The sequence below is a fragment of the Kribbella sp. NPDC031520 genome, assembly GCF_055580825.1.
In genome coordinates this window covers 303,885-329,155 of record NZ_JBVIKS010000006.1, presented here as the reverse complement: position 1 = coordinate 329,155, position 25,271 = coordinate 303,885, and the positions used below count along the sequence as shown (strand labels likewise).

25 protein-coding genes and 1 tRNA gene are annotated in these 25,271 nt (G+C 68.1%); 14 read left to right on the top strand and 12 right to left on the bottom strand.

All coding sequences use genetic code 11. The annotated features are described in order from the left end of the window. Positions 1-3 precede the first annotated feature (3 nt). The 3 genes from ACZ5BU_RS30550 to ACZ5BU_RS30540 all read left to right on the top strand — a co-directional run bounded on the left by ACZ5BU_RS30550 (position 4) and on the right by ACZ5BU_RS30540 (position 5,931). Entirely contained in the window at positions 4-2,244 is a 2,241-nt protein-coding gene (locus ACZ5BU_RS30550) for a PQQ-dependent sugar dehydrogenase (protein ID WP_465703892.1), read from the top strand. Between the two features lie 96 nt (positions 2,245-2,340). Next, positions 2,341-2,763: an iron chaperone gene (locus ACZ5BU_RS30545; RefSeq protein ID WP_465703891.1), complete on the top strand. Its 423-nt coding sequence runs from the start codon at positions 2,341-2,343 to the stop codon at positions 2,761-2,763. Between the two features lie 60 nt (positions 2,764-2,823). Continuing rightward, the gene (locus ACZ5BU_RS30540) at positions 2,824-5,931 is read left to right on the top strand and encodes an AfsR/SARP family transcriptional regulator (RefSeq protein ID WP_465703890.1); all 3,108 of its coding nucleotides are present in this window, start codon (positions 2,824-2,826) and stop codon (positions 5,929-5,931) included. On the opposite strand, the gene ACZ5BU_RS30535 is transcribed toward ACZ5BU_RS30540, so the two are convergent. Next, positions 5,915-6,658 carry an ABC transporter permease gene (locus tag ACZ5BU_RS30535; RefSeq protein ID WP_465703889.1) on the bottom strand — a complete coding sequence of 248 codons (744 nt, stop codon included), beginning with the start codon at positions 6,656-6,658 and terminating at the stop codon, positions 5,915-5,917. The genes ACZ5BU_RS30540 and ACZ5BU_RS30535 overlap by 17 nt on opposite strands. Next, entirely contained in the window at positions 6,655-7,593 is a 939-nt protein-coding gene (locus tag ACZ5BU_RS30530; protein ID WP_465703888.1) for an ATP-binding cassette domain-containing protein, read from the bottom strand. The genes ACZ5BU_RS30535 and ACZ5BU_RS30530 overlap by 4 nt, the downstream gene beginning before the upstream one ends. Before the next feature lie 140 nt (positions 7,594-7,733). On the opposite strand from ACZ5BU_RS30530, the gene ACZ5BU_RS30525 reads away from it, so the two are divergent. Next, positions 7,734-8,408: a DUF4097 family beta strand repeat-containing protein gene (locus tag ACZ5BU_RS30525; protein ID WP_465703887.1), complete on the top strand. Its 675-nt coding sequence runs from the start codon at positions 7,734-7,736 to the stop codon at positions 8,406-8,408. Positions 8,409-8,496: 88 nt separating this feature from the next. On the opposite strand, the gene ACZ5BU_RS30520 is transcribed toward ACZ5BU_RS30525, so the two are convergent. Next, on the bottom strand, positions 8,497-9,363 hold the full coding sequence (locus ACZ5BU_RS30520; protein WP_465703886.1) for a helix-turn-helix transcriptional regulator: 867 nt from the start codon (positions 9,361-9,363) through the stop codon (positions 8,497-8,499). Positions 9,364-9,488: 125 nt separating this feature from the next. Between ACZ5BU_RS30520 and ACZ5BU_RS30515 the strand changes: the two genes are divergently transcribed. The 4 genes from ACZ5BU_RS30515 to ACZ5BU_RS30500 all read left to right on the top strand — a co-directional run bounded on the left by ACZ5BU_RS30515 (position 9,489) and on the right by ACZ5BU_RS30500 (position 12,971). Next, positions 9,489-10,703, top strand: a complete 1,215-nt coding sequence (locus tag ACZ5BU_RS30515; protein WP_465703885.1) for a multidrug effflux MFS transporter — start codon at positions 9,489-9,491, stop codon at positions 10,701-10,703. Next, complete coding sequence (locus tag ACZ5BU_RS30510) at positions 10,688-11,710, top strand: zinc-dependent alcohol dehydrogenase family protein (RefSeq protein WP_465703884.1); 1,023 nt, start codon at positions 10,688-10,690, stop codon at positions 11,708-11,710. The genes ACZ5BU_RS30515 and ACZ5BU_RS30510 overlap by 16 nt, the downstream gene beginning before the upstream one ends. Before the next feature lie 88 nt (positions 11,711-11,798). Next, on the top strand, positions 11,799-12,380 hold the full coding sequence (locus ACZ5BU_RS30505) for a hypothetical protein (protein ID WP_465703883.1): 582 nt from the start codon (positions 11,799-11,801) through the stop codon (positions 12,378-12,380). A gap of 24 nt (positions 12,381-12,404) precedes the next feature. Further along, positions 12,405-12,971 carry a dihydrofolate reductase family protein gene (locus ACZ5BU_RS30500; RefSeq protein ID WP_465703882.1) on the top strand — a complete coding sequence of 189 codons (567 nt, stop codon included), beginning with the start codon at positions 12,405-12,407 and terminating at the stop codon, positions 12,969-12,971. Between the two features lie 9 nt (positions 12,972-12,980). On the opposite strand, the gene ACZ5BU_RS30495 is transcribed toward ACZ5BU_RS30500, so the two are convergent. Then, complete coding sequence (locus ACZ5BU_RS30495) at positions 12,981-14,417, bottom strand: MFS transporter (protein ID WP_465703881.1); 1,437 nt, start codon at positions 14,415-14,417, stop codon at positions 12,981-12,983. A gap of 110 nt (positions 14,418-14,527) precedes the next feature. On the opposite strand from ACZ5BU_RS30495, the gene ACZ5BU_RS30490 reads away from it, so the two are divergent. Next, positions 14,528-14,854 carry an ArsR/SmtB family transcription factor gene (locus tag ACZ5BU_RS30490; RefSeq protein ID WP_465703880.1) on the top strand — a complete coding sequence of 109 codons (327 nt, stop codon included), beginning with the start codon at positions 14,528-14,530 and terminating at the stop codon, positions 14,852-14,854. An 82-nt stretch (positions 14,855-14,936) separates the two neighbouring features. After that, a complete protein-coding gene (locus tag ACZ5BU_RS30485) occupies positions 14,937-15,674 on the top strand; it encodes a phosphotransferase (RefSeq protein ID WP_465703879.1) in 738 nt (245 codons plus the stop codon). 42 nt (positions 15,675-15,716) lie between these two features. Here the strand turns inward: ACZ5BU_RS30485 and ACZ5BU_RS30480 are convergent, their stop codons facing one another. Beyond that, complete coding sequence (locus ACZ5BU_RS30480) at positions 15,717-16,499, bottom strand: maleylpyruvate isomerase family mycothiol-dependent enzyme (RefSeq protein ID WP_465703878.1); 783 nt, start codon at positions 16,497-16,499, stop codon at positions 15,717-15,719. A gap of 118 nt (positions 16,500-16,617) precedes the next feature. Between ACZ5BU_RS30480 and ACZ5BU_RS30475 the strand changes: the two genes are divergently transcribed. Beyond that, positions 16,618-17,577, top strand: coding sequence for a GlxA family transcriptional regulator (locus ACZ5BU_RS30475; protein WP_465703877.1), 960 nt, complete (start codon positions 16,618-16,620; stop codon positions 17,575-17,577). Here ACZ5BU_RS30475 and ACZ5BU_RS30470 read toward each other — a convergent pair. After that, complete coding sequence (locus ACZ5BU_RS30470; RefSeq protein WP_465703876.1) at positions 17,562-17,927, bottom strand: hypothetical protein; 366 nt, start codon at positions 17,925-17,927, stop codon at positions 17,562-17,564. The genes ACZ5BU_RS30475 and ACZ5BU_RS30470 overlap by 16 nt on opposite strands. A gap of 435 nt (positions 17,928-18,362) precedes the next feature. On the opposite strand from ACZ5BU_RS30470, the gene ACZ5BU_RS30465 reads away from it, so the two are divergent. Then, the gene (locus tag ACZ5BU_RS30465; RefSeq protein WP_465703875.1) at positions 18,363-18,944 is read left to right on the top strand and encodes a P-loop nucleotide/nucleoside kinase family protein; all 582 of its coding nucleotides are present in this window, start codon (positions 18,363-18,365) and stop codon (positions 18,942-18,944) included. A gap of 20 nt (positions 18,945-18,964) precedes the next feature. Here the strand turns inward: ACZ5BU_RS30465 and ACZ5BU_RS30460 are convergent, their stop codons facing one another. After that, positions 18,965-19,525 (bottom strand): GNAT family N-acetyltransferase, encoded by a 561-nt coding sequence (locus ACZ5BU_RS30460; RefSeq protein WP_465703874.1) that lies wholly within the window; start codon positions 19,523-19,525, stop codon positions 18,965-18,967. Positions 19,526-19,900: 375 nt separating this feature from the next. Here ACZ5BU_RS30460 and ACZ5BU_RS30455 point away from each other — a divergent pair, with 375 nt between their 5' ends. Further along, complete coding sequence (locus ACZ5BU_RS30455; protein WP_465703873.1) at positions 19,901-20,440, top strand: hypothetical protein; 540 nt, start codon at positions 19,901-19,903, stop codon at positions 20,438-20,440. Between the two features lie 111 nt (positions 20,441-20,551). Here the strand turns inward: ACZ5BU_RS30455 and ACZ5BU_RS30450 are convergent, their stop codons facing one another. Both ACZ5BU_RS30450 and ACZ5BU_RS30445 read right to left on the bottom strand, forming a co-directional pair. Next, positions 20,552-21,202, bottom strand: a complete 651-nt coding sequence (locus ACZ5BU_RS30450) for a hypothetical protein (RefSeq protein WP_465703872.1) — start codon at positions 21,200-21,202, stop codon at positions 20,552-20,554. A 159-nt stretch (positions 21,203-21,361) separates the two neighbouring features. After that, positions 21,362-22,189 (bottom strand): phosphotransferase family protein, encoded by an 828-nt coding sequence (locus ACZ5BU_RS30445; RefSeq protein WP_465704258.1) that lies wholly within the window; start codon positions 22,187-22,189, stop codon positions 21,362-21,364. A 349-nt stretch (positions 22,190-22,538) separates the two neighbouring features. Here ACZ5BU_RS30445 and ACZ5BU_RS30440 point away from each other — a divergent pair, with 349 nt between their 5' ends. Further along, positions 22,539-23,096 carry a dihydrofolate reductase family protein gene (locus tag ACZ5BU_RS30440; protein ID WP_465703871.1) on the top strand — a complete coding sequence of 186 codons (558 nt, stop codon included), beginning with the start codon at positions 22,539-22,541 and terminating at the stop codon, positions 23,094-23,096. Between the two features lie 159 nt (positions 23,097-23,255). On the opposite strand, the gene ACZ5BU_RS30435 is transcribed toward ACZ5BU_RS30440, so the two are convergent. The 3 genes from ACZ5BU_RS30435 to rsfS form a co-directional block, all read right to left on the bottom strand. Then, a tRNA-Ala gene (locus ACZ5BU_RS30435) sits at positions 23,256-23,328 on the bottom strand. 853 nt (positions 23,329-24,181) lie between these two features. Continuing rightward, complete coding sequence (locus ACZ5BU_RS30430) at positions 24,182-24,826, bottom strand: histidine phosphatase family protein (RefSeq protein WP_465703870.1); 645 nt, start codon at positions 24,824-24,826, stop codon at positions 24,182-24,184. Then, positions 24,823-25,269, bottom strand: coding sequence for a ribosome silencing factor (gene rsfS, locus ACZ5BU_RS30425; protein ID WP_465703869.1), 447 nt, complete (start codon positions 25,267-25,269; stop codon positions 24,823-24,825). The genes ACZ5BU_RS30430 and rsfS overlap by 4 nt, the downstream gene beginning before the upstream one ends. Positions 25,270-25,271 lie beyond the last annotated feature (2 nt).

Here is a 25,271-nt window from a genome sequence, read left to right as displayed (position 1 = left end):
GCGATGCTTCTGTTCGCGGCGATACTCACGCAAGGCGCGGCCCGGGCGGAGACGTTGCCCGCCGGGTTCCGCGACTCCGTCGTCCTGAGCGGGCTGACCAACCCGACGGTGCTGCAGTTCGCGCCGGACGGGCGGATCTTCGTCGGTCAGAAGAACGGCGTGATCAAGGTCTTCCAGAGCCTGACGGATACCAATCCGGTCACTGTCGCCGACCTGTCGACGCAGGTCGACGACTTCTGGGATCGCGGCCTGCTCGGCCTCGCCGTAGCACCCAACTTCCCCACCGATCCGTACATCTACGTGCTCTACGCGTACGACGCCGCGATCGGCGGCACCGCGCCGCGCTGGAACGACGGCTGCCTGACACCGCCCGGCCCGACCACCGACGGCTGCATGGTGTCGGCCCGGCTGTCCCGGCTGCAGATCAGCGGCAACGTGATGACCGGTACGGAACAAGTACTGATCAACGACTGGTGCCAGCAGTTCCCCAGCCACTCGATCGGCACGCTGCTGTTCGGGCGCGACGGCTACCTCTACGCCAGCGGTGGCGACGGGGCCAGCTTCAACAACGTCGACTACGGTCAGTACGGCGCGACGTACACCGGCGACCAGGCAAACCCCTGCGGAGATCCGCCGGGCTCGGCCGGTACTGCGCTGACTCCACCGACCGCGCAGGGTGGCGCGCTGCGTAGTCAGAGCGTCCGCCGTCCGAGCGGTCCGGCGACCCTCGACGGCGCCATCCTCCGCGTCGACCCGACCACGGGCGCCGGCGTACCCGGCAACCCGTTCTTCTCGTCGACGGATCCGAACGCGCGGCGGATCGTGGCGTACGGCGTACGCAACCCGTTCCGGATCACGCAGCGCCCGGGGACCGACGAGCTGTGGATCGGCGATGTCGGGTGGAACACGTGGGAAGAGATCAACCGGGTGGTGTCGCCGACGACAGCGTCCAACTTCGGCTGGCCTTGCTACGAGGGCACGGACCCACAGGGCGGGTACCAGGGCGCCGGGTTGTCCCTGTGCTCGTCGCTCTACTCGACTCCGGGTTCGGTCGTCGCGCCGTACTACACCTACAACCACAGCGCCTGCGTGGTGAACTACACCGGCTGCCACACCGGCGGCTCGTCGATCACCGGGATCGCGTTCTACCAAACCGGATCGTATCCGTCGGCGTACAACGGCGCGCTGTTCTTCGCCGACCACACCCGGGACGAGATCTGGGCGATGCTGCCCGGTACGAACGGCTTGCCGGATCCGGCCAGGCTGCAGTCGTTCGTCGGTGTCGACTCGACGGGGGCCGCGGCCGGGCATCCGGTCGACCTGAAGATCGGTCCGGGCGGCGACCTGTTCTACGTCGACATGGAGAACGGCGCCGTACACCGGATCACCTACACGGCCGCCAACCAGCCGCCGACCGCGGCGTTCACGGCGACCCCGTCGAGCGGAGCCGTCCCGCTGACAGTGAACTTCGACGGCACCGCGTCGTCCGATCCCGAGGGTTCGCCGCTCAGCTACTCGTGGGATCTCAACGGCGACGACACGTTCGGCGACGCGACCGGCGCGACTGCGACGTACACCTACAACACGGCGGGGACGTACCACCCGAGCCTCCGCGTCACGGACAACCACGGAGCGACGGACACGACCTCCGTCACGGTGACGGCCGGCAACACCGCCCCGACCGCGGTGATCGACACCCCCAGTCCGAGCCTGACCTGGAAGGTCGGTGACCGGATCGACTTCAGCGGCCACGCGACCGACCAACAGGACGGGACGTTGCCAGCGTCCGCGCTGAGCTGGAAGCTGACGCTGCAGCACTGCATCACGCCGTCCGACTGCCACGCACACGACCTGCAGACCTTCAGCGGTAGTTCGGGATTCTTCAACGCACCGGACCACGCCTATCCGTGCTGGCTCGAACTGAGTCTGACCGCGACCGATTCCGGAGGCCTGTCCTCGACGACATCGGTCCGCCTTGACCCGCGGACCGTCGTACTGACGTTCCGGACCACTCCGGGCGGCCTCAACCTGACCAACATGGTCGTCAACGAGGCACCGCGCTCGACCCCGTTCTCCGTCACCGTCGTCGTCGGCTCGGCGAACTCGGTCAGCGCGCCGTCACCACAGCAGTTCAACAAGTTCACGTACAACTTCTCCTCGTGGTCCGACGGAGGTCCGCAGAGCCACACGATCACCGCACCGGCGGTGAACACCACCTACACCGCGGTCTATCGCAAACGCTGACTCTTCGTCGGTTCTCCGATCGATCAGGATTCGAGAAGCGGCAGGTGCCGGGCAGCTCCTAGTGTTTGGAGCACCGACGAAGAGAGAGGCAGTCCGATGGCTACCACGAAGGCGAAGTCGTACGACGGGTTCACCGCCGCCGAGCGGGACGCGATGAAGGAGCACGCGAAGGACCTGAAGAGCAAGGAGGACCCGGCGGAGGCGCAGCTGGCGAAGATCGCGACCATGGCGGACGGCGACCGCGAGATCGCCGCCCGGCTGAACGAGCTGATCCTCGAGGCGGTGCCGGAACTGACGCCGAAGCTCTGGTACGGCATGCCCGGCTGGGCCAAGAACGGGAAGCTGATCTGCTTCTTCCAGGACGCCGCGAAGTTCAAGTACCGCTACGGAACCCTGGGCTTCAGCGACAAGGCCCAACTCGACGACGGCGACATGTGGCCCACCTCCTACGCCATCACCAAACTGACCCCGGCCCTCGAGAAGAAGATCGTTGCCCTGGTCAAGCAGGCCACCCGCTGACCGTCGCCGACCCCGTGGCCGAGGGGTTCGGCGGCGCGGAGGCGTGGCAAAATCTGGCGGGTGCTGATTGGGATGCTGGGGTCGTTCGAGGTACGTGGTGACGACGGGGGCGTCGTCGACGTGCCGGGGGCTCGGCTGCGGGGGTTGTTGGTCGCGCTGGCGCTGGATGCGGGGCGGGTGGTTCCGAAGGGGACGCTGGTCGACTGGATCTGGGGGGAGCAGCCGCCGGCCGACGCGGCGAACGCGTTGCAGCGGCTTGTCTCCCGGCTGCGGAAGGTGCTGCCGGTCGAGGGGAACACGGACGGTTACCGGCTGCGGATCGACCCCGACGACGTGGACGCCGTACGGTTCGAACGCCTCCTGACACAGGCACGCACCAACCAGGACGTCCAAAAGCTCCGCGAGGCGCTCGCACTCTGGCGTGGGGCTGCGATGCAGGACATCGGGCTCACCGAGAGCGGCGCGTTCGACGCCGCAGTCACGCGGCTCGACGGCCTGCGGCTGGCCGCGATGGAGGACCGGTACGACGCCGAGATCGCGCTCGGCAACGGCGCCGACCTGGTCACCGAGCTGACCGACCTGGTCGCCGCGCACCCGGTCCGGGAACGCCTGGTGGCCGCCCTGATGCGCGCGCTGGTCGCCTCCGGCCGCGACACCGAGGCGCTCCGCGTGTACGAGCGCACCCGCGAAACCCTCGCCGACGAACTCGGCGTCGACCCCTCCCCCGAACTGTCCGCGCTGCATGTCGCCCTGCTCAGAGGCGAGCTGGTACGGCGCGACGAGAAGCGCAGCACCAACCTGCGCGAGGAGCTCACGACGTACGTCGGCAAGGACGCCGACGTCCGTACCGTCCGCGACCTGATCGCCGAGCACCGCCTCACCACGCTGATCGGGCCGGGTGGATCGGGCAAGACCCGCCTGGCGACCGAGACCGCCCGGACCGTCGTCCGCGACTTCCCCGACGGTGCGTGGATGGTCGAACTCGCCGCGATCGGCGCGGACGGGGACGTGGCGCAGGCGACGCTCGGCGCGCTCGCGCTGCGGGACGCGCTGCTCGGCGACGTACCGGAGACGGATCCGACCGACCGCGTGATCGCCGCCCTCCGCGAGCGGGCGATGCTGCTGATCCTGGACAACTGCGAGCACGTGATCGACTCGGCCGCCCGGTTCGCGCACCGGGTACTCGGCGAGTGCCCGCGGCTGCGGATCCTCGCCACCAGCCGCGAGTCGCTCGGCATCACCGGCGAGGCGCTCTGGCCGGTCGCACCGTTGGTACTCCCAACGGCAACGGCGGACTCCGCCGAGATCGGCGCCTCCCCGGCGGTACGGCTCCTCCAGGATCGCGCGAGCGCCGTACGTGCGGACCTCGCTCCGGATCCCGCGACGATGGCGCGGATCTGCCGCGCGCTCGACGGGATGCCGCTGGCGATCGAGCTCGCGGCGGCCCGGCTGCGCACGATGTCGCTCGAACAACTCGCCAACCGTCTCGACGACCGCTTCCGGTTGCTGACCGGAGGCAGCCGTACGGCCCTCCCCCGGCACCGCACGCTCCGCGCGGTGGTCGACTGGAGCTGGGAGCTGCTCTCCGACGCAGAGCGCGCGGTACTGCGCCGGCTGTCCGTCTTCGCGGGAGGTGCCGGCCTGGAGCCGGCCGAGCACGTCTGCGCCGGTGGAGAGGTGGAGTCGTGGGAGGTCCTCGACCTGCTCACGGCGCTGACCGAGAAGTCGCTCGTCGTCACGAAGGACGACCAGCGGTACCGGCTGCTCGGCACGATCAAGGAGTACGCCCAGCAACGTCTCGAGGAGGCGGGCGAGACCGACACGACCAGGCGTACCCATCTCGTCTACTTCACCGAGCTGGTCGAGACCGCGGACCCGCACCTGCGCCGCGCCGAGCAGCTCGACTGGCTGGCGATCCTCGAACCGGAGCACGACAACATCGCCGCGGCGATGCGGGCGGCGATCGCGGCCGGCGACGGCGTCGGCGCGATGCGGCTGGCTGCGGCGGCCGGCTGGTACTGGTGGTTCGCCGGGCACAAGGTCGAGGGCAACGAGTTCCTGCTCGCGGCGCCCCTGCTCCCGGGCGAGGTACCGGACGAGGTCCGCGCCGTGGTGTACGCGTTCGTCACCGGGATCATGTCGTCGGGCCGCGGCCGCGACCAGTACGACGCGGAGGAGTGGATCCGGAAGTCGGCCGAGATCAGCCGCCGGATCGACAACCCGCACCCGGCCGTGACGATGTCACAGGCACTGGAACGCCTGCTCGACGGGCCCAGTTCGTTCGTCGCGGCGTTCGAGGAGCTGCTGACCGAGGACGATCCGTGGGTGCGGGCGTTGGCGCGGCTGCAGACCGGGAAGATGAGGATCATGCTCGGCGACGGCGATCTGGACGCGGACGTCGCCCTGGAGACCGCACTGGCGGAGTTCCGTTCGATCGGCGAACGCTGGGGTATGTCGTTCGCGCTGACCGAGCTGGCGGACAGGCTCGCCGTCCGCGGGCAGTTCGCCGAGGCCTGCGAGTACTACGAGCAGGCGGTCGCGGTTGCCGCGGAGGTCGGCGCGACCGAGGACGTCGTACGGATGCGGTCGCGGCAGGCCCAGCTGTACTGGCTGGCGGACGATCAGAAGGCGAGCGCAGCCGCGATGGAGGAAGCGCAGCAGAAGGCGGAGCGGGTCGCCTGGCCGGAGGCGCTCGTCGAGCTGGCGCTGTCCAAGGCGGAGCTCGCGCGCTGGGAGGGTGACCCAGAGGAGGCCCGCCGGCAGCTGGACCGCGCGACGGCCATGCTCGGGCGCGACGCGGAAAGTCCCAACCTGCGGGCGATGATCGAGGACCAGCTCGGCTACCTGACCGCGGATCCGGACGAGGTCTGGCAGCACCGGAGCGCGTCGTTCCAGGCGGCGGCCGAGGGCGGGCACGTCCCCGGTATCGCGCAGATGCTGGTCGGGATCGCGGACCTTGCCTTGCGCACCGACCAGGACGAGCAGGCCGCACGGCTGCTCGCCGCCAGTGCCGCCGTCCGCGGGCTGCCCGATCGCTCGAACCCGGACGTGGCGCGGAGCGAGCAGGAAACGCGGCGCCGCCTCGGTGACGCGAAGTTCACCGAGGCGACGGAGGAGGGCCGGCAGGCGAGCTGGCGAGAGCTCGTCGAGGTCACGCTCGCTTCTTGAACGTCGAGGTCGCCCAGATGTAACCGACGACCGCGATCCCGAGGCACCAGGCGAACGCGGCGATCAGGTCGCCGGTGTGCGGTGCGCCGTTCAGCAGGCCGCGCAGCGACTCGATGATCGGCGTGAACGGCTGGTACTGCGCGAACTGCTTCACGCCCGGGCCCATCTTGTCCGCCGGCACGATCGCGCTGCTGAAGAACGGCAGCATCACGAGCGGTACCGAGGCGAGCCCCGCGGTCTCCGGGCTCTTCGCGAACAGCCCGAGCGCGACGGTCAGCCACGCGGTCGCGATGCCGAGCAGTACGACGAGACCGATCACGCCGAGCCACTGCATGAAGCTCGCCGACGGGTCGAACCCGAGCGCGAACGCGACCCCGATGATCGCGGCGATCGCGATCAGGTTGGTCAGCACGCTGGCGATCACGTGCCCGGTGAGGACCGCGCCGCGCGGCACGTCCATCACCTTGAAGCGGTTGATGATGCCCTTGGTCATGTCGGAGTTCACCGCGGTCGCCACCGCGCCGAGCCCGTAGCAGACCGCCAGCAGGAGCATGCCGGGCGTCGCGTAGTCGACGTACGGTACGCCGACGCTGAAGGCGTCACCGAGCATGTAGACGAACATCAGCATCACCACGACCGGCATCAGCACGGCGTTGAACACCGACGTCGGGTTGCGGGCGATGTGCTTGAGGTTGCGGCGCAGCATCACCATCGAGGGGTTCTTCATTTCGCGACTACCTCCGCGGTGTCGTGGCCGGTCAGGGCCAGGAATACGTCATCGAGATCAGGGGTGTTGACGGAGAACTCGTCGGCGTTCAGCGAGTACTCGTCGAGTCGGTCGAGCAGGGTGCGAACGGACCGGGTACCGCCGTCGCTGGGGACCCGGAGCGCGAGCGCGTCGTCGTCGCGGGTCGCGTCGGGGAAGATCCGGGCGGCGGTGTCGAGCTCCTCGATCGAGCCGAACCGGAACCGGACGTGGGTGCCGGGGAGCTGCCGCTTGAGCTCCTCGGGGGTGCCCTCGGCAACCAACCGGCCTTTGTCGAGGACCGCGATCCGGTCGGCCAGCTGGTCGGCCTCGTCGAGGTACTGCGTGGTGAGGAAGATCGTCACGCCGTCGGCCAGCAGTTCGCGGATGATCGTCCACATGGTCCGCCGGCTGCGCGGGTCGAGACCCGTGGTCGGCTCGTCGAGGAAGATGATCTGCGGGTCGCCGACCAGCGTCATCGCGAGGTCGAGCTTGCGGCGCATACCACCGGAGTACGTCGCCGCCGCCTTGTCCGCGGACTCGACCAGGTCGAACCGCTCCAGCAGATTGTCGACAATCCGCTTGTCGACGTTCGCCGGGCTCAGATCCACCATCAGCTGGAGGTTCTCGCGGCCGGTGAGCAGCTCGTCCACGGCCGCGAACTGACCGGTGACGCCGATCGCGGCCCGGACCGCCTTGGCCTCGGACGCGACGTCGTGGCCGGCCACCCGGACCGTACCGCCGTCGGCCTTCGTCAACGTGGTGAGCACGTTGACCGTTGTCGTCTTGCCGGCCCCGTTCGGGCCGAGCAGGGAGAAGACGGTGCCCACGGGGACGTCGAGGTCGATGCCGTCGAGCACGGTCTTGTCGCCGAATGCCTTGCGCAGTCCTGTGACCGCGATCGCCGAAGTTGTCATGGGACAACCTTCGGCAGGACCCCTGACACGCACCTGACACGCCGCCTACACCGTGCCGCCCCCGTGTCAGAGCCGGTCGCAGGGCCTTGTCAGCGCGCTCGGCCAGTGTTGCCGGTACCAACGATTCTGGGAGCGATCACATGTCTACCTTCGACACCCCCGCACCGATCTCCGCCGCGATCGACATCATCTTCGGCACCATCACCGTCCGGGCGGGCGACCGGACCGACACTGTCGTCGAGGTCCGCCCGGCCGACCCGTCGTGGGACCTCGATGTGAAGGCCGCCGAGCAGGTGGTGGTCGAGTACGCCGACGGGAAACTGCAGGTCAGGCACCCGAAGCTGCGCTCGATCTTCAGCAAGCGGTACGGCGCGGTCGAGGTCCTGATCGAACTACCGGCCGGCTCCGACCTGCAGGGCTACACCGCGAAGGGCGACTACGTCGTCGAGGGCCGGGTCGGCGCCTGCGAGCTGAAGACCGCGAACGGCGACATCCACGTCACCGCCGCCACCGGCAACGTCCGTGCCAAGTCGGCCACCGGCAACGTCACCGTCGACGAGGCAGCCGCCGAGGTCCACGTCCGCACCGCCAACGGCGACATCCGCGTCGGCACCTGCGGCACCGGCCCCGTCGACCTCTACACCGCCACCGGCGAGGTCGCCGTCACCGTCCCCGCCGGCACCACCGCAGCCTTGGACGCTCGTACGTCGGTCGGCCGCGTGTTCAACCACCTGGACAACACGGACGCCGCACCCCGCACCGTCCCGGTTCGCGCCCGCACCCACGGCGGCAACATCACCCTCACGCAGGCGTGATGCGGGGCCGAACGACAGGAGGTATCCCGCTGCTGGCTAGTGCACCTGAGCGTGGATGCATCCACGCGTACACCGTCCCGCAGGTGCACTACCTGTTGCTCGGCACGCTCTTGGCCAGCGAGCCCAGCAACTGGAGCTTCTCCGCGGACGGTGAGCCGGGCTCGGCTGTGTAGAGCATCAGGATCAGACCCGGCTCGGCGGTCACCGCGAGTTCTTCGTACGCGAGCGTGAGCTCCCCGACCTCGGGATGGTGGAACCGCTTCGTGCCGGCGCCGTGGGTCCGGACGTCGTGCGAGCCCCACAGCCGGCGGAAGGTCTCGCTCTGGGTGGACAGTTCGCCGACCAGATCCTGCAGCCCGCGGTCGTGCGGATCGCGGCCGGCCTCGGCCCGCATGATCGCGACACACATGTGCGCGAACAGGTCCCAGTCGGGGTAGAAGTCCCGCGACGCCGGATCGAGGAACTGGAACCGGGCCAGGTTCGGGGTCCGGCCGCCCTCCCCGATCACCGGCGAGTAGAACACCCGCCCGAGCGCATTCGTCGCGAGCAGGTCCTGCGCGGGGTTGCGGACGAACGCGACCCCGTCGGTGATTGCCTCCAACGCCCATTGCAGGCTCGCTCGCGAGGTGGTTGGTGCGGCCGGACGACGGCGGCGCCGCCCGGAGGTCGGGATGCCGTCGGCAGCCCGGGCGAGGTCGAGCAGGTGCGCGCGTTCGGTGTCGTCGAGCCGGAGCGCCTGCGCGATCGCCTCGAGCACCGCGGACGAGGCCCCGGCGATCGCGCCACGTTCGAGCTTCGCGTAGTACTCGATGCTGACTCCGGCGAGCATGGCGACCTCGTGCCGCCGCAGCCCGGGCACCCGCCGCCGGCCCACGTTCGGCAGTCCGACCTCCGACGGCGTCAGCTTCGCCCGCCGCGAGGTCAGGAACTCCCGCACCTCGGCCTTGTTGTCCATGTCATCGACAGTACCGGCGGCGGATCGGGCGAGGGATGTACTGCTGGTACACCTCTCGAGCGGGCCTTCTTCGCGGTGATTCCCGGCGCTTGCATGGAAAAGCAAGAGCTGCCGAGAGGAACCAGATGACCCTGACCACCGGGCACGCGCCGGCACCAGCCGGACCAGCCGCACCTGCGCTGACCACGACCGTACTGGCCACGGTCGTGCTGATCACCGCGATCGCCCCGCTGGCCACCGACATGTACGTCCCCGCGTTCCCGCTGGTCGCCCACGACCTCGACGCGAGCGCGACGGAGGTACAGCTCACGCTGACGACCTTCTTCGTCGGCATGGCGCTGGGTCAGCTCGTCGGAGGGCCGTTCTCGGACCGGGTCGGCCGGCGGCGTCCGCTCCTCGTCTCGTTGCTGGTCCTGACCGCGGCCTCGGCGCTGTGCGCGTTCAGCCCGTCGATCGGCGTGATGATGATCGCCCGGCTGGTCCAGGGGTTCAGCGGCGGCTGGGCGATGGTCATCGCGCGTTCGGTCGTCGTCGACCTGACCTCCGGCGCCCGGCTCGTTCGGACGATGAACCTGGTCTCCGGGATCGCGGGCGTCGCGCCGATCGCCGGTCCGCTGCTCGGCGCGGCGATTCTGCAACTGTCGCACTGGCGCGTGTCGTTCTGGGTGATCTCCGCGCTGGCCGCGCTCATGGTGGTGACGGTCGCGGCCCGCGTACCGGAGACAGTCCGCGGCGAGCCGGCGCGGTTCAGCAATCAGGTACTGCGGAACCGCGGCTTCACCGGCTACCTGGTCGTGTTCGCGTTCTCGATGGGCACGATCTTCGCGTACGTCGCCACGTCGGCGTTCGTACTGCAGTCGATGAACGGCCTCTCCCCGGTCCAGTACTCGGTGGACTTCGCGCTCAACGCAGTCGGTCTGACGATCGCCACGCTGGTCGCGGCGCGGCTGGCTGATCGGGTTCCGACCCGCGCCGTCGTCCTCGCCGGGCTCGCAGCGACCGGTACCGCCGGCGCGGTCCTGCTCGTCGGCGCGGTTTGGTTCGGTATGCCGCTCCCACTCGCGCTGATCGGGTTCTTCGTACTGATGAGCGCCCAGGGTCTGGTCGGCCCGAACGCCGGAGCGCTGGCCTCGGCGCAAGTCCCCGACCAGGCCGGCACCGGCTCGGCCGTGCTGGGTTTCCTGCAGTGGTGCATGGCCGGGGTCGTCGCTCCACTCGCGGGCCTCGGCGGCGAGCGGACCGCCGTACCGATGGCCGCCATCGTGCTCGCTCTCACCACCCTTTCCCTCCTTGCACTGATCAGCAACCAGAAAGGTTCCCTCCCATGCGTGGAGTCATGATGTACGGACCCGGCGACGTCCGGGTCGAGGACCGGCCGGACCCGGTCCTGCAGCAACCGACCGATGCGATCATCCGGCTGAGCGCGACCTGCGTGTGCGGCTCCGACCTGTGGCCGTACCGCGGTCAGGACAAGCTCGACGGGCCGACGCCGATGGGGCACGAGTACGTCGGGGTCGTCGCGGAGATCGGGTCCGCGGTGACCACCGTGCAGCCCGGTGACTTCGTGATCGGCTCGTTCTTCGCCTCCGACAACACCTGCGAGATCTGCCGGGCCGGCTACCAGTCCCGGTGCGTGCACGCCGAGCTGATGGGTGCCATCGGCACCCAATCCGAGCTCGCCCGGGTACCGCTCGCTGACGGCACGCTGGTCGCCGTTCCGGGTACGCCCGACGCCGACCTGGTCCCGTCCTTCCTGGCCGCTTCCGACGTACTCGGCACCGGCTGGTTCGCCGCGGTCGCCGCCGAGGCCAGGCCGGGCAAGACGGTCGCGGTCGTCGGTGACGGCGCGGTCGGCCTGCTCGGCGTACTCGCCGCCAAGCAACTCGGCGCCGAGCGGATCATCGCGATGAGCCGGCACGAACCGCGGCAGCGGCTGGCGTTGGACTACGGCGCAACGGACATCGTCACCCAACGCGGGGACGCGGGTGTCGCGCGGATCAAGGAGCTCACCAATGGGTACGGCGCACACAGCGTCATCGAGGCCGTCGGCACCCAGGAGTCCATGATGCAGGCGATCCGCTCGACGCGTGCCGGCGGTCATGTCGGTTACGTTGGTGTCGCCCACGATGTGAGCCTGCCCGGCGACGAGCTGTTCTTCTCCGGCGTCCACCTGCACGGCGGACCGGCGCCCGTACGCCAGTATCTGCCGACTCTGATCGACCTGATCTCCCGCCGCGAGATCAACCCCGGCAAGGTCTTCGACCTCACCCTTCCGCTGGAGGACGCAGCCAAGGCGTACGAAGCCATGGACCAACGCCAGGCAATCAAGGCGTTGCTACAGCCCTGACCAGCCGAGCCCCGCCAGCCAACTGGATGACGTCGGTGTACTGCTCGAACTGACCGCAACCGGCCGTACCCACTGGCAGGATGTCCCGATGAGCTACCTTCGCAGCTTCGCACCGTGGATCATCTACGCGATCGCCACCACCAAGCTGGACTGGCGGCTGTGCGCGCTGATCGGCCTGGTCATCGCGGTCGCTCTCGTCGCGTGGGAGCTTTCCGCCGGCAAAGGGCTCGAGTCGATGGTGATCGAGGTGAGCGCCGCGGCGTTCTTCGCGCTGGTCAGCCTCGTCGCGTTCGCCCTTCCCGACGCGCCGCTGCACGAGCACCTGCTGGCTCTGTCGTCGGCCTGGCTCGCGCTGACCGCGTGGGGTTCGCTGGCGATCCGGCAGCCGTTCACGCTCGGTATCGCGCGGACGATGGTTCCGCGGGAGATCTGGGACAACCCGGTGTTCCGCCGTACGAACGTCATCATCACGACGGTGTGGGCGATCACCTTCACCGTCGAAGGCATCGCCGCCGCCGTCATCACCGCGGCCGCGCCGCACCTGGTCACGCCGATCGTCATCCTCCGGATCGCCTCGTTCGCCGTCCCGGCCGTCTTCACGGTGCGCTACTCGAAATACGTCCGCGCCCGCGCTGTCGAATCGGCCAACGAGAGTTCGTTGCAGGGGTAAAGCCAACCCGGAAGGACGACCAGGATGTACACCTTCGATGTTTTCAGCAGCTTGGACGGTTTCGGTTCGCACAGCGGCGACTGGGGTGGGTACTGGGGCAAGCAGGGGCCGGAGTTCTTGGAGCACCGGCTCGAGCAGTACCGCGAGGATCAGCGCCTGGTCCTCGGCGCCACCACGCATCGAGTGAACGCGATGCTGCTGACCGGCGACGTCGCTACGTACGACCCGTGGATCCGGCGGATGCGGGAACTGCCCACCACGGTCATCTCGTCCACTCTTCAGGAACCGCTCGACTGGCCGGACGCGACCGTCGCCTCGGGCGATGCCGTCGAGGTGGTACGCCGGCTCAAGGCGGAGTCCGACGTACCGCTGCGGTCGCACGGCAGCCTGTCGCTGAACCGGGCACTGCTCGCGGCCGGTCTGGTCGACCGGATCCAGCTGACCATTTTCCCTGTCATCACAGGACAAACCGGCACCGACCCGGTCTTCGGCGGCGCGCTCGACTTCGACCTCGAGCTACTCGAATCGCGCACCTTCGACGGCAACACCCAGGAGCTGATCTACCGTCCGACGGTCCACGTCACGCAGTGAGGCCGGCCGTCAGGAACGCGACCATGCGACGGGCGTCGTACCGCTCGTCGTCGGTCGCACCGATCCCCGCCTGAGCAGCAGCGCGGTGACAGCAGCCATCACCACGACCAGCGCGACACTGACCCAAACGACGAGCTCGGCGGCCGCCGCGTAGCCCCGCGCACCGGCCGGATGGTTGCCGAGCGCACCGAAGAAGACAGTCCCGAGCACCGCCAGACCGGCGGACCCGGCGAACTGCTGGGTGGTGTTGAGCGTCCCGGACGCGACTCCCGCCTGCTCGGGCTGCACGTCTGTCAGCGCGACACCGATCAGCGCCGGCAGGATCAGCGTGTTCCCCAGTCCCAGCAGGGCGAGCGTGATCGCGAGCCACACCACACCCGCCTCGCTGTGCAGGGCGACCGCGAGAGCGACAGTACCCAGTAGGTCGATCGCACAACCGACCAGGATCACGCGCGCGGCGCCGTACGCAACGATCCACCGCCGGCCGGCCAGCGGGGCGACGATTCCCGCAAGCGCCATCGGCGCGAAAGCCAGTCCTGCTTGCAGCGGAGACAGGCCGAGCCCGTTCTGCAGCAGCAGGCTGATGACGAAGATGCTGCTGGAGAAGTACGCCATGAACGCGATGCTGACGACGAGGCCGGCGCGGAACGTGCCGACACCGAACAGCCGTACGTCCAACAGCGGCGAGCCGCCACGAGCGAGCAGCCGCCGTTCGTACGCCACCGTCAGCACCGCTGCCGGGATCGCGGCGATCAGCAGCACCCAGCACCAGACGGGCCACCCCTCCTCACGACCGAGAACCAGCGGCACGAGCGCGAGGCCGAGCGCGCCGGAAACTCCGACGACACCGACCGGATCGAGCGATACCTCGCGACGCGGCTGGGCCTTCAGTACGCGCGCCGCGACGGCCAGTACGACGATGCCGACCGGCAGGTTGAGCAGGAAGATGACGCGCCAGCCCAGCCCGAGTACGTCGGCGTTGAGCAGCAGACCACCCAGGACCTGGCCGAACACCCCGCTGACCGCAGCTGTGACGCCGAACCACGCCAGCGCCTTCGGCCGGGCGGCCGGTGCGTAACCGCTCACGATCAGCGCCAGGATCTGCGGCACCATCATCGCAGCGGCCAGCCCCTGCAGCAGCCGGGCGGCAACGAGTTGGATGGGCGATCCGGCCAGCCCGCAGAGCACCGAGGCGATCGTGAACGCGGCCATCCCGAGCAGGAACATCCGGCGATGCCCGAACAGGTCACCGAGCCGCCCACCGGTGACCAGGCCGGCGGCGTAACTGAACGCATACCCGCCGACGATCAGCTCGAGCGCCGCCTGGCCGGCGTGCAGTTCGCGTTGCAGCGAGGGGATCGCGACGTTCACGACATTGAGGTCGAACCCGTACATGAACAGCGCCGCGAGTACGACAGGAAGCACAGCGCGCCGAACCGATGACATGAGCGTCTCCAGGTGGTCGATGGGTGTTCGATGATCTTCGATGGCGTCGAACTTTATCGAACACTTCGACAAACGTCGACATGTTCTCCGAAGTGACCTACGATGAACCGGTGAGCGCAACCACGACAGACGGCATGCACCCCGAGGTGTCCGAACTCGAACTCACCAAGGTCCTGGCGGCCCTGGGCGACCAAGGCCGCCTGCTCACGGTCCGGGCCCTGGACCGCCTCGGCGAATCCGACTGCACCCGCCTCCAGGCCGACGCCGGCCTGACCATGAGCCGATCGACCTTCTCCCACCACCAGAAGGTCCTCCGCGAAGCCGGCATCCTGCACGCCCGCATCCAAGGCTCGCAACGGATCCTCAGCCTCCGCCGAACAGACCTCAACACCCGCTTCCCCGGCCTCCTCGACGCCGTCCTCAACCCGCCGGCCTGACCTCAAGATCAGCCATCCCTCGCTGTGCTCTCACGGGATAAAACTGGGTGACGTTGTCGAGCGGTCCCGTGAGAATGGCGGCGTGGATGAGGTTCAGGTTGTTGTTGCTCACAGCGAGCGGACGACGTTGCGCGTCGGGGACACCTTCCTGAAGGTCGACGCCGACGATGGCAACCTTGAGGTCGAGGTCGAGGCGATGCAACTGGCGCCGGTACCGACGCCGGAGATCCTCTGGCGGAAACCGCATGTCCTCGCGCTGAGCGCCGTACGAGGGACTGCTCTCGGTGTACTGGGTGAGCCGTCGCCCGCGTCGCCGGACGCCTGGGCCGCGGCCGGGGCCGCCGTACGGAAGTTGCACGAGGCACCGTTACCGCCGTGGTCCGCTCCGGCCGGCGAGGAGATCGCCGCGGAGCTCGACCGTGAATGCGACTGGCTGATCGCGAACGGCGTACTCCCGGCCGACCTGGTCAACCGCAACCGCGAGGTCGCGGAGCGGGCGTTCCGGCCGTGGAAACCGGTGTTCGCGCACGGCGACCTGCAGATCACCCACATCTTCACCGAAGGCGACGAGGTCACCGGGATCATCGACTGGTCCGAGGCGAGCAAGGGCGACCCGATGAACGACCTGGCCGTCCTGACGCTCGGACACGAGGAATGCCTCGACGACCTGCTCGCCGGCTACGGCACCGATGTCGACGTGGACGTGATCGAGGCCTGGTGGTCGCTACGCAGCCTCCGAGCCTCCCGCTGGCTGATCGAACACGGCTTCGACCCGAACACCCCCGGCGCCGAGTTCGACGTACTCCGCGCCCGAATGTGACGCCGAGCTCGGGTGGCTTGCCAGCGGGCAACTCGGTGGTGGTCAGCCGCTGACGTGCGCGGTGTTGTCGAGCCAGTGCTGTGCGAGGTCCGCGTCGCCGTCGACAGTGATGTCGCTGCCGGTCAGCGGAACCCGCCGAGTCAACGTCAGCAGCAGCGATCGGGCCGGCCCGGTGATCGTCACATCGGCGTGCTCAGTTCCGGTTTGCAGCGCCGCCCCGTCAGGCCGTCGTACAACGAACCAAGACCCGGCGTCCGTAGCCTGCCACCGCAGAACCTGCCCGTCGCCGCGGATCGCTTGCGCGGACTCGGGCCGCTGCATCGTCCAGGTAGGAGAGGTGAGCATCGCCAGGTGGTTGCTGATCAGCGCGGCCGCGACCTCGGCGTCGACATCGACGGAACGACCCGCCGCGACGGCCGCGTCGAAGCCGTGGACGACCGCCTCGTTGACCTGGCCGGTCAACCAGAACTGCCCTCCCGTCCGCTCGTCCCCCGCCGCGTTGAACACCGGCGCTTCGAGCGCGTCGTCGGCGAACGCCTTCACGAGGCGTTGCGCGGACTCCGCCAGCCACCCCGTCCACTCGCCCGGGTCAACGGGCATCGCGACCACCTCGGTCGGCAACTGCGTGGGATCGGTGATACGCCGTTCGACGATCTCCGCCACCCAGTTCTGGGTCTGGCCGACGTGCTCGACCAGGTTGGTGACGGTCCACTCCGGAGCTGTCGGCACCGCAGCATCCGGTCCGGCCGCGGCGGCTGATTCCGCCAACTGCCGGGTGTGTTCGGCGATCGCGCGCCGAGCGTACTCGGGCTCGAGTTCGGTCATCCACCTGTCCTTCCGACAACGTGAGCTTCGCGGCCACCGTACGCGACGTCGAGGGGCGTGGCTGGATTCCTGGGATACGGGTCCTACCGGCCTCGTCGGATCGCAGTACGGTGGGCGCATGCTCGCGCACCGGGTCGTGGTCGTCGGGTACGACGACGCGGAGCTGGTCGACATCGCCTGCGTCACGACCGCGCTCGCGCTGGCGAACCGGCTCGGCGCCGCTCCGCCGTACCGGGTTGTACTCGCGACCGTCGGCGGCAAGGCGGTCCGCTGCGAGACCGGGCTAACCCTGCAGGCCCAGGCCCGGCTCGAGACGATTCGGCGCGTCGACACCTTGATCGTCTCGGGTGGTTCGGGCCATCGGGCGGCAGCCCGCGACCAGGAACTCGTACGGCACGTACGGCGGCTCGCTGCCGGTGCCGGGCGGATCGCCTCGGTCTGTACCGGCGCGACCGTACTCGCCGCGGCGCACCTGCTCGACGGCAAGCGCGCGACGACGCACTGGCTGTATGCCGCCGAGCTCGAACGGTCCTACCCCGACGTCCAGGTCGACTCGTCACCGATCTTCGTCCGTGACGGCGCCGTCGCGACCTCCGGCGGCGTAACCGCGTCGCTCGACCTGACGCTGGCGTTCATCGAGGAGAACCACGGCGCCGAACTCGCACGGTGGGTCGCGATGGGCATGGTCACCTACCTGCAGCGGCCCGGGAACCAGGCGCAAATGAGCATGTTCACCGCCGCGCCGCGACCGGACCACGCCGGCGTGCGGACGGTGACCGACTACGTCCTCGCCCACCCCGACGCGGACCTCAGCGTCGCCGCGCTCGCTGCCCGCGCGGGCGTCAGCGCCCGGCAGCTGACCAGGCTCTTCCGCGAGCACACCGGCGAATCACCCGCCAACGCCGTACGCCGGATCCGGCTCGAGATCGCTGCCCGCCTGGCGACGACGACCGACCTGCAACTGTCACAGATCGCGCGCCGCTGCGGATTCAGCTCGGCCGAGACCTTGCGGCAGGCGTTCGCGGCCAAGTTCGGGGTGAGTCCGCGGACGTTCCGGCAGACTCAAGCTCGCGCTTGACGTGACACGGCAACGGCGAACGCTGCCGTGAACGCCAGATGCACCACCACGAACACCCGCGCGAGATCACGCGAATCACCGGTGGCAATCCCAACGACATCGTTGGCAGCGACAACGCCGAACCCGACGAGATTCGCCAACAACACCGGGCCACTCGCCGCCCCACGCGTCAGCCAGTTCAGCAACGCGATCCCCAGAAACGGCCCACCAAGCAGCCTGATCAACGCAAGCAGTTCAGGCGATGCATCCACCGGCACAGCACCAACACCGAACTGCGCCGGCACGATCAGCAATGCAAGACCGACCGCACCGAGGTAAACAGCCGCAGCAGTAAGCAGGTACTTAACCATCTCCACATCCTGCAGCCCAGAACCGAACCACAACCGCCCCACGTCCGAAATCCTGGCCTACCTGTCCGCGTCGAACCGCCTGCCCCACAAGCTTCCCGCAGACCTCTCCGGTCCTCTGGAAATCGCCGCACACCGGGCCTTCTGGTCCACCCAGTTGCCACCAGCAACCACCCCGTCAACACCACGTGGCACCTCCCCCAGCTCCCACCGCGAACGACTACTAAGCGGCGATTCATGAGCGACGACAAGACACGCCTCCGCAAAGTCCTCGCTGACTTCCTCACCACCCCACCGCCCGAATCGCGACGCTCGCCGCCGCCACCCGCTCCCTCCGCTTCGCCCACGCGGGTGAGCTGAACCAGCAATCCCCGTACGCCAGCTCACCCACGAGTTCATCGAACGACTCCGACCAGAACACGCGACCATGTTGCTAAGGTGGCTCGCCACAAAGGCGTGGAGGTTTCGAACACGATGTTCCTGCTACAGATGTCAGGTGTTCCCGGCTCGGGGAAGTCCACCGTCGCCGCCCACGTCGTCGCCACTCAGGGCGCGGTCGCCGTCGACTACGACGTCATCAAGTCCGCAATCCTCGAGGCCGGCTTCGACCTCACCGCGAGCACCAAGGCCGCGTACGAAGTCATGTACGCCCAAGCACGCCACGTCCTAACCCAAGGCCACCCAGTAATCATGGACAGCCCGTGCTTCTGGCCGAGAATCCTGACCGAGGGCATGGAAATAGCCAGACAGCACAACGCGACCTACAAGTACATCGAGTGCCAGCTCCACGACCTGAACCTCCTCGACAAGAGACTCGCTCAACGGCCGCGACTACGAACCCACCGCCGAGGCGTGAACCAACCACCACCGGACCTAGGCAACGACCTGGTCGACGGCGAGGCGTTCTTCCGCGACGCAATGAACCGCACGCAACGCCCCTCGGACAACTACCTCCAACTAGACATGCACCGCCCACTGTCCGACGTCCTATCCGACGTCGACACCTACCTGAAGCCATAGCCGCTGTGCCGGCAGCACTCTCAGGCTGTGGGCCATTCTTCACGGAGCATGGCGTACTTGAGACTGTCGTGCCAGGTGCCATCGCGATGTAGCGCTGTACTGCGGCCATGTTCCTCGCGGCGCATTCCCACCCGTTCCATCAGCCGCCAGGATGAGGTGTTATCGGCGAAGCATCCCGCGTGGACACGCCGCACCTTGAGCGTGTCGAAGCACAACCCGACCGCGGCGATCACCGCCTCGGTGGCATACCCACGCCCGCCGTACTCCGGGTCGAACATCCAACCAAGCTCGGCCTCAAGACCTTTGGCGCGCGCCGCAACATCCATCTGCGCCCAACTGTCGCGCGGCATGATCATGATGTGACCAATGGTCGTAGACGCTAGGCGCACCATAACGTGAGTCGTGTTGCTCGCCTCAGCATCCATTGCTTCCCGGAGCTTGTCACGTGATCGCGGCGCCCACCCGAGCCACTGCTGGACCTCCGGAAGCCGTTCGAATGCCCACAGTGCGTCCAGATCGTCTGGCATATACGCACGCAGGGACAGTCGTTCAGTGTGTATTGGCCACTCGATCGACGTCACCTCCGAGAGAATAGCCAGAGCCAACGGCGCTTGGCCTAGCCACTCGGCGCCGACCGACAGACGACGCCTCCTCGGAGGACCGCTGCAGTGACCGAGACCATGCCCGAAACCGCTAGTCACTCAGTTAGTCACTCAGGTCATGGAGAGGCCGGTCGCCCGAGGTGGGAAACCAGCGGTGAGCTTAGAGCCAGCCTCCTCGTAGACGACGCCGGTAATGCCTGAAATGTAACGAGAAATCAGGGCAGGGTTCGGAGGCCCGTCGACGCGGCCGCCTTCGCTGTTCGGTACTGGACTTGGTTGACGTCAGCTCCGGACTTCGTGACAACTGCGGATAACCATTGGTGCATGTGTAAGCGCGGCGTCACCCTGGATGACATGCATCTCACCTTCCAGCATGATCCGCGCGGCGAGAGCCTTACGTTGATCCAGCGGGCGGACGGCGCAGTCTTCACGCTTTCGTCGTATACACGCAAGTGGCGCGTACCGCATGACCTCTCGCATGCGGTGACCGAGCGGGAGCTTGGCATCGCCGACGGAATCTTCGGCGTGATCGCGGCGGGCGCGGTGTTCTCCACGATGACTCAGATCGAGGGGAAGGCGCGCTATGACGCGAAGGTCCGTAGTGACCGCATCTTGAAGGCCGCTAAGGGTGTCGGTATCAGTGAGGCGATCGCGGCGGTCATCCATGAAGCCGTCGAGAAGCGCCTGCCGACGCCGTTCGCTCAGGTGCGCGAGAGTTGGGGAGTCATCTCTCAGGATCCTTGTCCGTACCCGGACGAGGACATCGATCGCGCTACTACGGTGCTGCGCGAACTGGGCGAACAGTGGAACGCAAGCCCCGAGCCCCTGGAGTTCCCGTGGCCGGCCAGGCTGCGGGCCACAGACCCTAAGAATGCGCGAGTCCGGACGCACTAAGACCCCAGCCGGACACACTCCCGCCACAGCCTGGCTGTCTGCCACCATCTCTCTATCAAGGGTGGACGATTATGTGTCAAGCGCAAGGGAGACGGTGCCCACGTGTGTGCTTCACCTGGCTGGGGCCTCCGGGTGGCTGCCCCACGCCTTGAGCACCTGATCCCTCACTTGGTTCGACTCGAAGGAGACGTTGCGCCACGGCACACCGAGTTCGGGAAGGGTGCTCCAGAGGTCATCCCAGCTCCCCGGCGAAAGGGTTCGCCCGCTAGGAGAGATGCGGACTTCGAACCGGCGATGCCGGCGCATTGGTCCGCAGATCATTGCGGTGGGAGTCGAGGGCGTCCGCCAGACTGTCGTTCGGCCGGGTGAAGGTCGCGCTTCCAGGTAGGCGTCGGCCTCCTCGGCAATCCAGCGGTCGAGATCTTCGATGCCGTAGTCGGAGTAGTCCACCGTGTCGTACATGTCGTCGAGGTCGACGAACACCTGGCACCGCGCATCGCCATCGTGGCCAATGTTGGTGTGTGCCCAACGGACGAGTTCACGTGCACTGAACTCGTTGCGTTTGAAGCGGTGGAGCACGGCGGCAAGGGCTCCCCGTTGAGCGTTGACTACCAAGGCGTCCTCCATCCCCAACTCGTGGAGCGTGTCTTCGATCAGCGGCTCGAGAACGAACTGCGAGTCTCGCGGAGAGGCTCCGGCGAGCTCTCGAAGTGTCGGCGAGTCAACACCGGCTACGAGACACCGCACGGCGGCATCGATCACGTCATTGACAGTGCCAGGACTGAGGCGCCAAAGACTGACAGCGTCTGCCAACAGTGCAGTGGCTTCATCTCGGGCGAGGTCCGGCATGGCGCTCATCTTGCCCCTTCGGACATGCTCGTCGCACCAGCTTTCTGGTGGCCAACACACGGAACCCCGCAGTTATCCGAGGCGCTGTAGCGCGGTCTCGATAGCGACCTCGACGCGGGAAGTCATGCCGGGCACATCGACGGGACGGCGCCCAGCGACCTGTTCGCGGATCCACTTCGACCCGCTGCCGTCGTAGTGCAGCAGGGCATACAGGTCCCACCACGGATCGAGAGTCACCCCGGCGATCGACTCGTACAGCGACCGAAGCTGCTCCGCCCAGTCGGGCGAGTAGAGCGCCGCCAAGTATCGCCGACAGTGCCCGACGTCGATCGCGCGCGAGCCCCGATGGATGGAGTTCCAGTCGGTCAGCCCAGTGATCCTTCCCCGCGACCACAGCATGTTGACGGGCAGGAAATCGCAGTGCAGGAAGGCGGCAGTGTCCTTCGGCGGCGGCGCCGACATGACACCGAACGCCGCCTTCCACACGGCTGGCTTCTGTGCGTCGACCGGTACCTTGAACCCGTCCCGAGGAGCGATCCAGGAATCCGTCCACGGTCTGAACGTCTTCGCGGGGAGATCGAGGGAATGCATCAAGACGGCAAGCTCCGCGATCCTCGTCAGCCACGACCGAGGCTCCGCTGGATTGAGGTGAACACGCCCCGGCAACCGTGTCATCACCAACGATGGCGCGCCTCCTGTGGCAGCGCCAGCAACATCAGTAGCCAGGACATCCGGGACCGGGAGCCCGCTTCCGGCCACCACGCCAAGGTTGGCGATCTCCTTCTCCAAGGCTCCCTGCAGGTCGAGCCCGCCCGGGTACTGCCGCAGTACGACGAACGTTCGCACTCCACGTCGCTCGACAGTCAGCCGATTCACGGCAGAGCAGACGCCACCGGTCATTCGGCGATGGCCGACGACGCGACTACCCGGACCCATCGACGCCGCAACCCAGGCGAGCGTCTCCGCGGAGGGCCGTCGCTGCCTGAACCCGCCATCCCTCCAGTCGCCGTCGGCCATGAACGCGACCCTATTCGTCACGGTCCTGCGGCGACAAAGGTTTTCTAACCCGCCAGAGGTAGCGACCCGGCTGCTGGATGACCGTCACCATACGGAACGGTTCGCGATGGAGCAGACGTGCGAGATGGACTCGGTACGCGGGGCTGCTGCGGCCTGAGGCTACCTGGCCCTTCACCGAGGCGGTGCGCCGAACGACCGACGCGCCGCCGTAGTCGCGCTAAGCTCGCCGGACATGGGACTCCTCACCTTCAGCCTCAACCTCACCCTGGACGGTTGCGTCGACCACCAGGAGGGGATCGCCGACGACGAGACGCACGCCTTCTACACCCGTCTCATGGACGAGAGCGGGGCAATGCTGTGGGGTCGCGTCACCTACGAGCTGATGGAGAGCTACTGGCCGGCCGTCGCCCGCGGCGACGAGGAAGCGCCGCCGGCCATGCGCGAGTGGGCGGTCAAGCTGGAGGCCAAACCCAAGTACGTGGTGTCCTCGACGCGCAAGGACTTCCCGTGGACGAACAGCCACCACATCGCCGGCGATCTGCGCGAAGGCGTACAGAAGCTCAAGGACGCAACCCCAGCCGGAGTCCTCCTCGGAAGCGGCAAGCTCGCGACCGAGCTCGACCGCCTGGACCTGATCGACGAGTACAAGCTGCTCGTCCACCCCAGGATCGCCGGCCACGGCCCGACGCTGTACCAAGGCGGGCTGCCCGCCACGCGCCAGCTCGAACTGCTCTCGGCAGAGCCGCTCCACAACGGCGCGGTAGCCATGCACTACCGCCGCGCGCAATGATCACAGGACTCCATCGCCGCCCGATCACCGGCAGCGCAGCGTCCTCCTCGCACTCCGCGCCGAACAACTCCTCGAAGGCAAGGAACTCCCGGAGACGTGACCTCCCAGGTCATGCAAGAGGCCGGCCTCCCTAATGGAAGACCGGCCTCTGACCTGCGGTGGAGCTTAGGGGATTCGAACCCCTGACCTCTTCCATGCCATGGAAGCGCGCTACCAACTGCGCCAAAGCCCCGCGGTGTCTTGCGACTCCGAAAGCTTAGCGGATGAGCGCCTGCAAAGAAAAATCGGTTCCCTCGTGGGGTTGATGTGGTCCAGGACACCTCGGTGCCGCGGTGTCTGTGGGGCCTGCTGATCACGGTACGTCGCCTCATCGCGCGGCTCAGCGCACAAGCGAAACCGTCCGCAAGGCGGCGAAGTCACCGTCGTTCGCGTGGTGTTGTGCGCGCTGCGTCGGACGGCTGGCAGGTCTATTGGGAAGGCTGGCGCGATGCAACCTGCGGGCGTCGGAACATGCCGCCATCGGCGGCGGTTCGGTTCGCGGCAGGCGGGCCCGTTGCCCGCGGAGAACTGTCACTCTGGTGCAGCCCGCACCGAGGCTGCTCGCTTCGCCGGATCCCCCGGCTACGGCACGTGCCGCGCGCCGCCGGGGCGGCCAGCAGGTAGCCGCCGCGAAGGGGTGACCCTGGTCGTCTTCACCCGTCGCGGACGACGGAATGCCCGGCGGGGACCGGTCGGCACTACCAACCCGCCACTTCGCCGGTACCCGCACACCGTATTACCTGCTCGCGCGCCGCCGGAGGCGGCGAACAAGCCAGCCGCCGCGGAGCGGTGACCTTTCTACGGTCCGCGCGGTAGGCGCCGCCACTTCGCCAGTAGCCGCGCACGGCAGTACCAGTTCGCGCGCCGCCGGAGGCGGCGAACAAGCCAGCCGCCGCGGAGCGGTGACCTTTCTACGGTCCGCGCGGTAGGCGCCGCCACTTCGCCACTAGCCGCGCACGGCAGTACCTGCTCGCGCGCCGCCGGAGGCGGCCAATAGACAGCCGCCGCGGAGCGGTGTCCTTTGGGCGGTTCCTCAGATACGTCGTTCAGCGTTGGGGGTCGTCGCTCATTACTGGCTCGGGGAGGGAGCCGGCGTTCCATTCTTCGATTCGCCAGCCGTGGCGGCCGGGGAGGAGGGAGACCCAGTTGCAGTTGGAGAGGCCGCCGAATGCGGGCCAGTTCGCCTGCGGGATGCCGAGGTACAGGCAGATGCCTACGCGCGCGGCGAGGCCGTGGGTGGCGATGACGATGGTGTCTTCGGCGGTGCCTTCGGCGGAGATGCGGGTCAGCGCGTCGGCGAAGCGGGTGGCGACTTCTTCGACGGTTTCGCCGTTGGAGCCGCGGCGTTGGGGTTCGCCGGCGCGGATGCGGGCGGCGGCCTCCGGGTTGATGGCGGCGAGCTCGGTCATGGTGAGGCCGGCCCAGTCGTCGACGTCGATCTCGCGGAGGGCTTCGTCGTACTCGATCTTGAGGCCCGTCAGCGCGGCGAGTTCACCGGCGGTGGCGGCGGCGCGTTGCAGGTCGCTGGCGAACAGGCGGGTGGGGGCGAGCGACGCTAGGCGGGCGGCGGCCGCGCGGGCCTGGCCCACGCCGACCTCGTCGAGCGGGATGTCAGCCTGGCCCTGGATCTTGTCCTGCAGGTTCCACTCGGTCCGGCCGTGGCGCCAGACGATCAGCCGTCCCGCGGTCATTCAGCAGAAGCCGAAGCCGGGCCGGAAGCCGAAGCCGAGCCGGACGGGCCGACACCAGGAGCAGGAGCAGCAAGAGAGCCGTCAGCAGCAGGCAGCGGAATGACCGGGCAGTCCCGCCACAGCCGCTCCAGCGAGTAGAAGGCGCGTTCCTCGTCGTGCTGGACGTGGATCACGATCTCCAGGTAGTCGAGCAGCACCCAGCGCCCCTCGCGCGCCCCCTCCCGGCGTACGGGCTTGGCGTCGAAGTCGACGCGGAGCTTCTCCTCGATCGCGTCCACGATCGCGCGGACCTGGCGGTCGTTGGAGGCGGACGCGACCAGGAACGCGTCGGTGATCGCGAGCTGCTCGGACACGTCGAAGGCAAGTACGTTCTCGGCCTTCTTGTCGTGGGCCGCTTCCGCGGCCGCGGTCAGCAGCTCGATAGCGCGTTCACTGGCAGGCATAC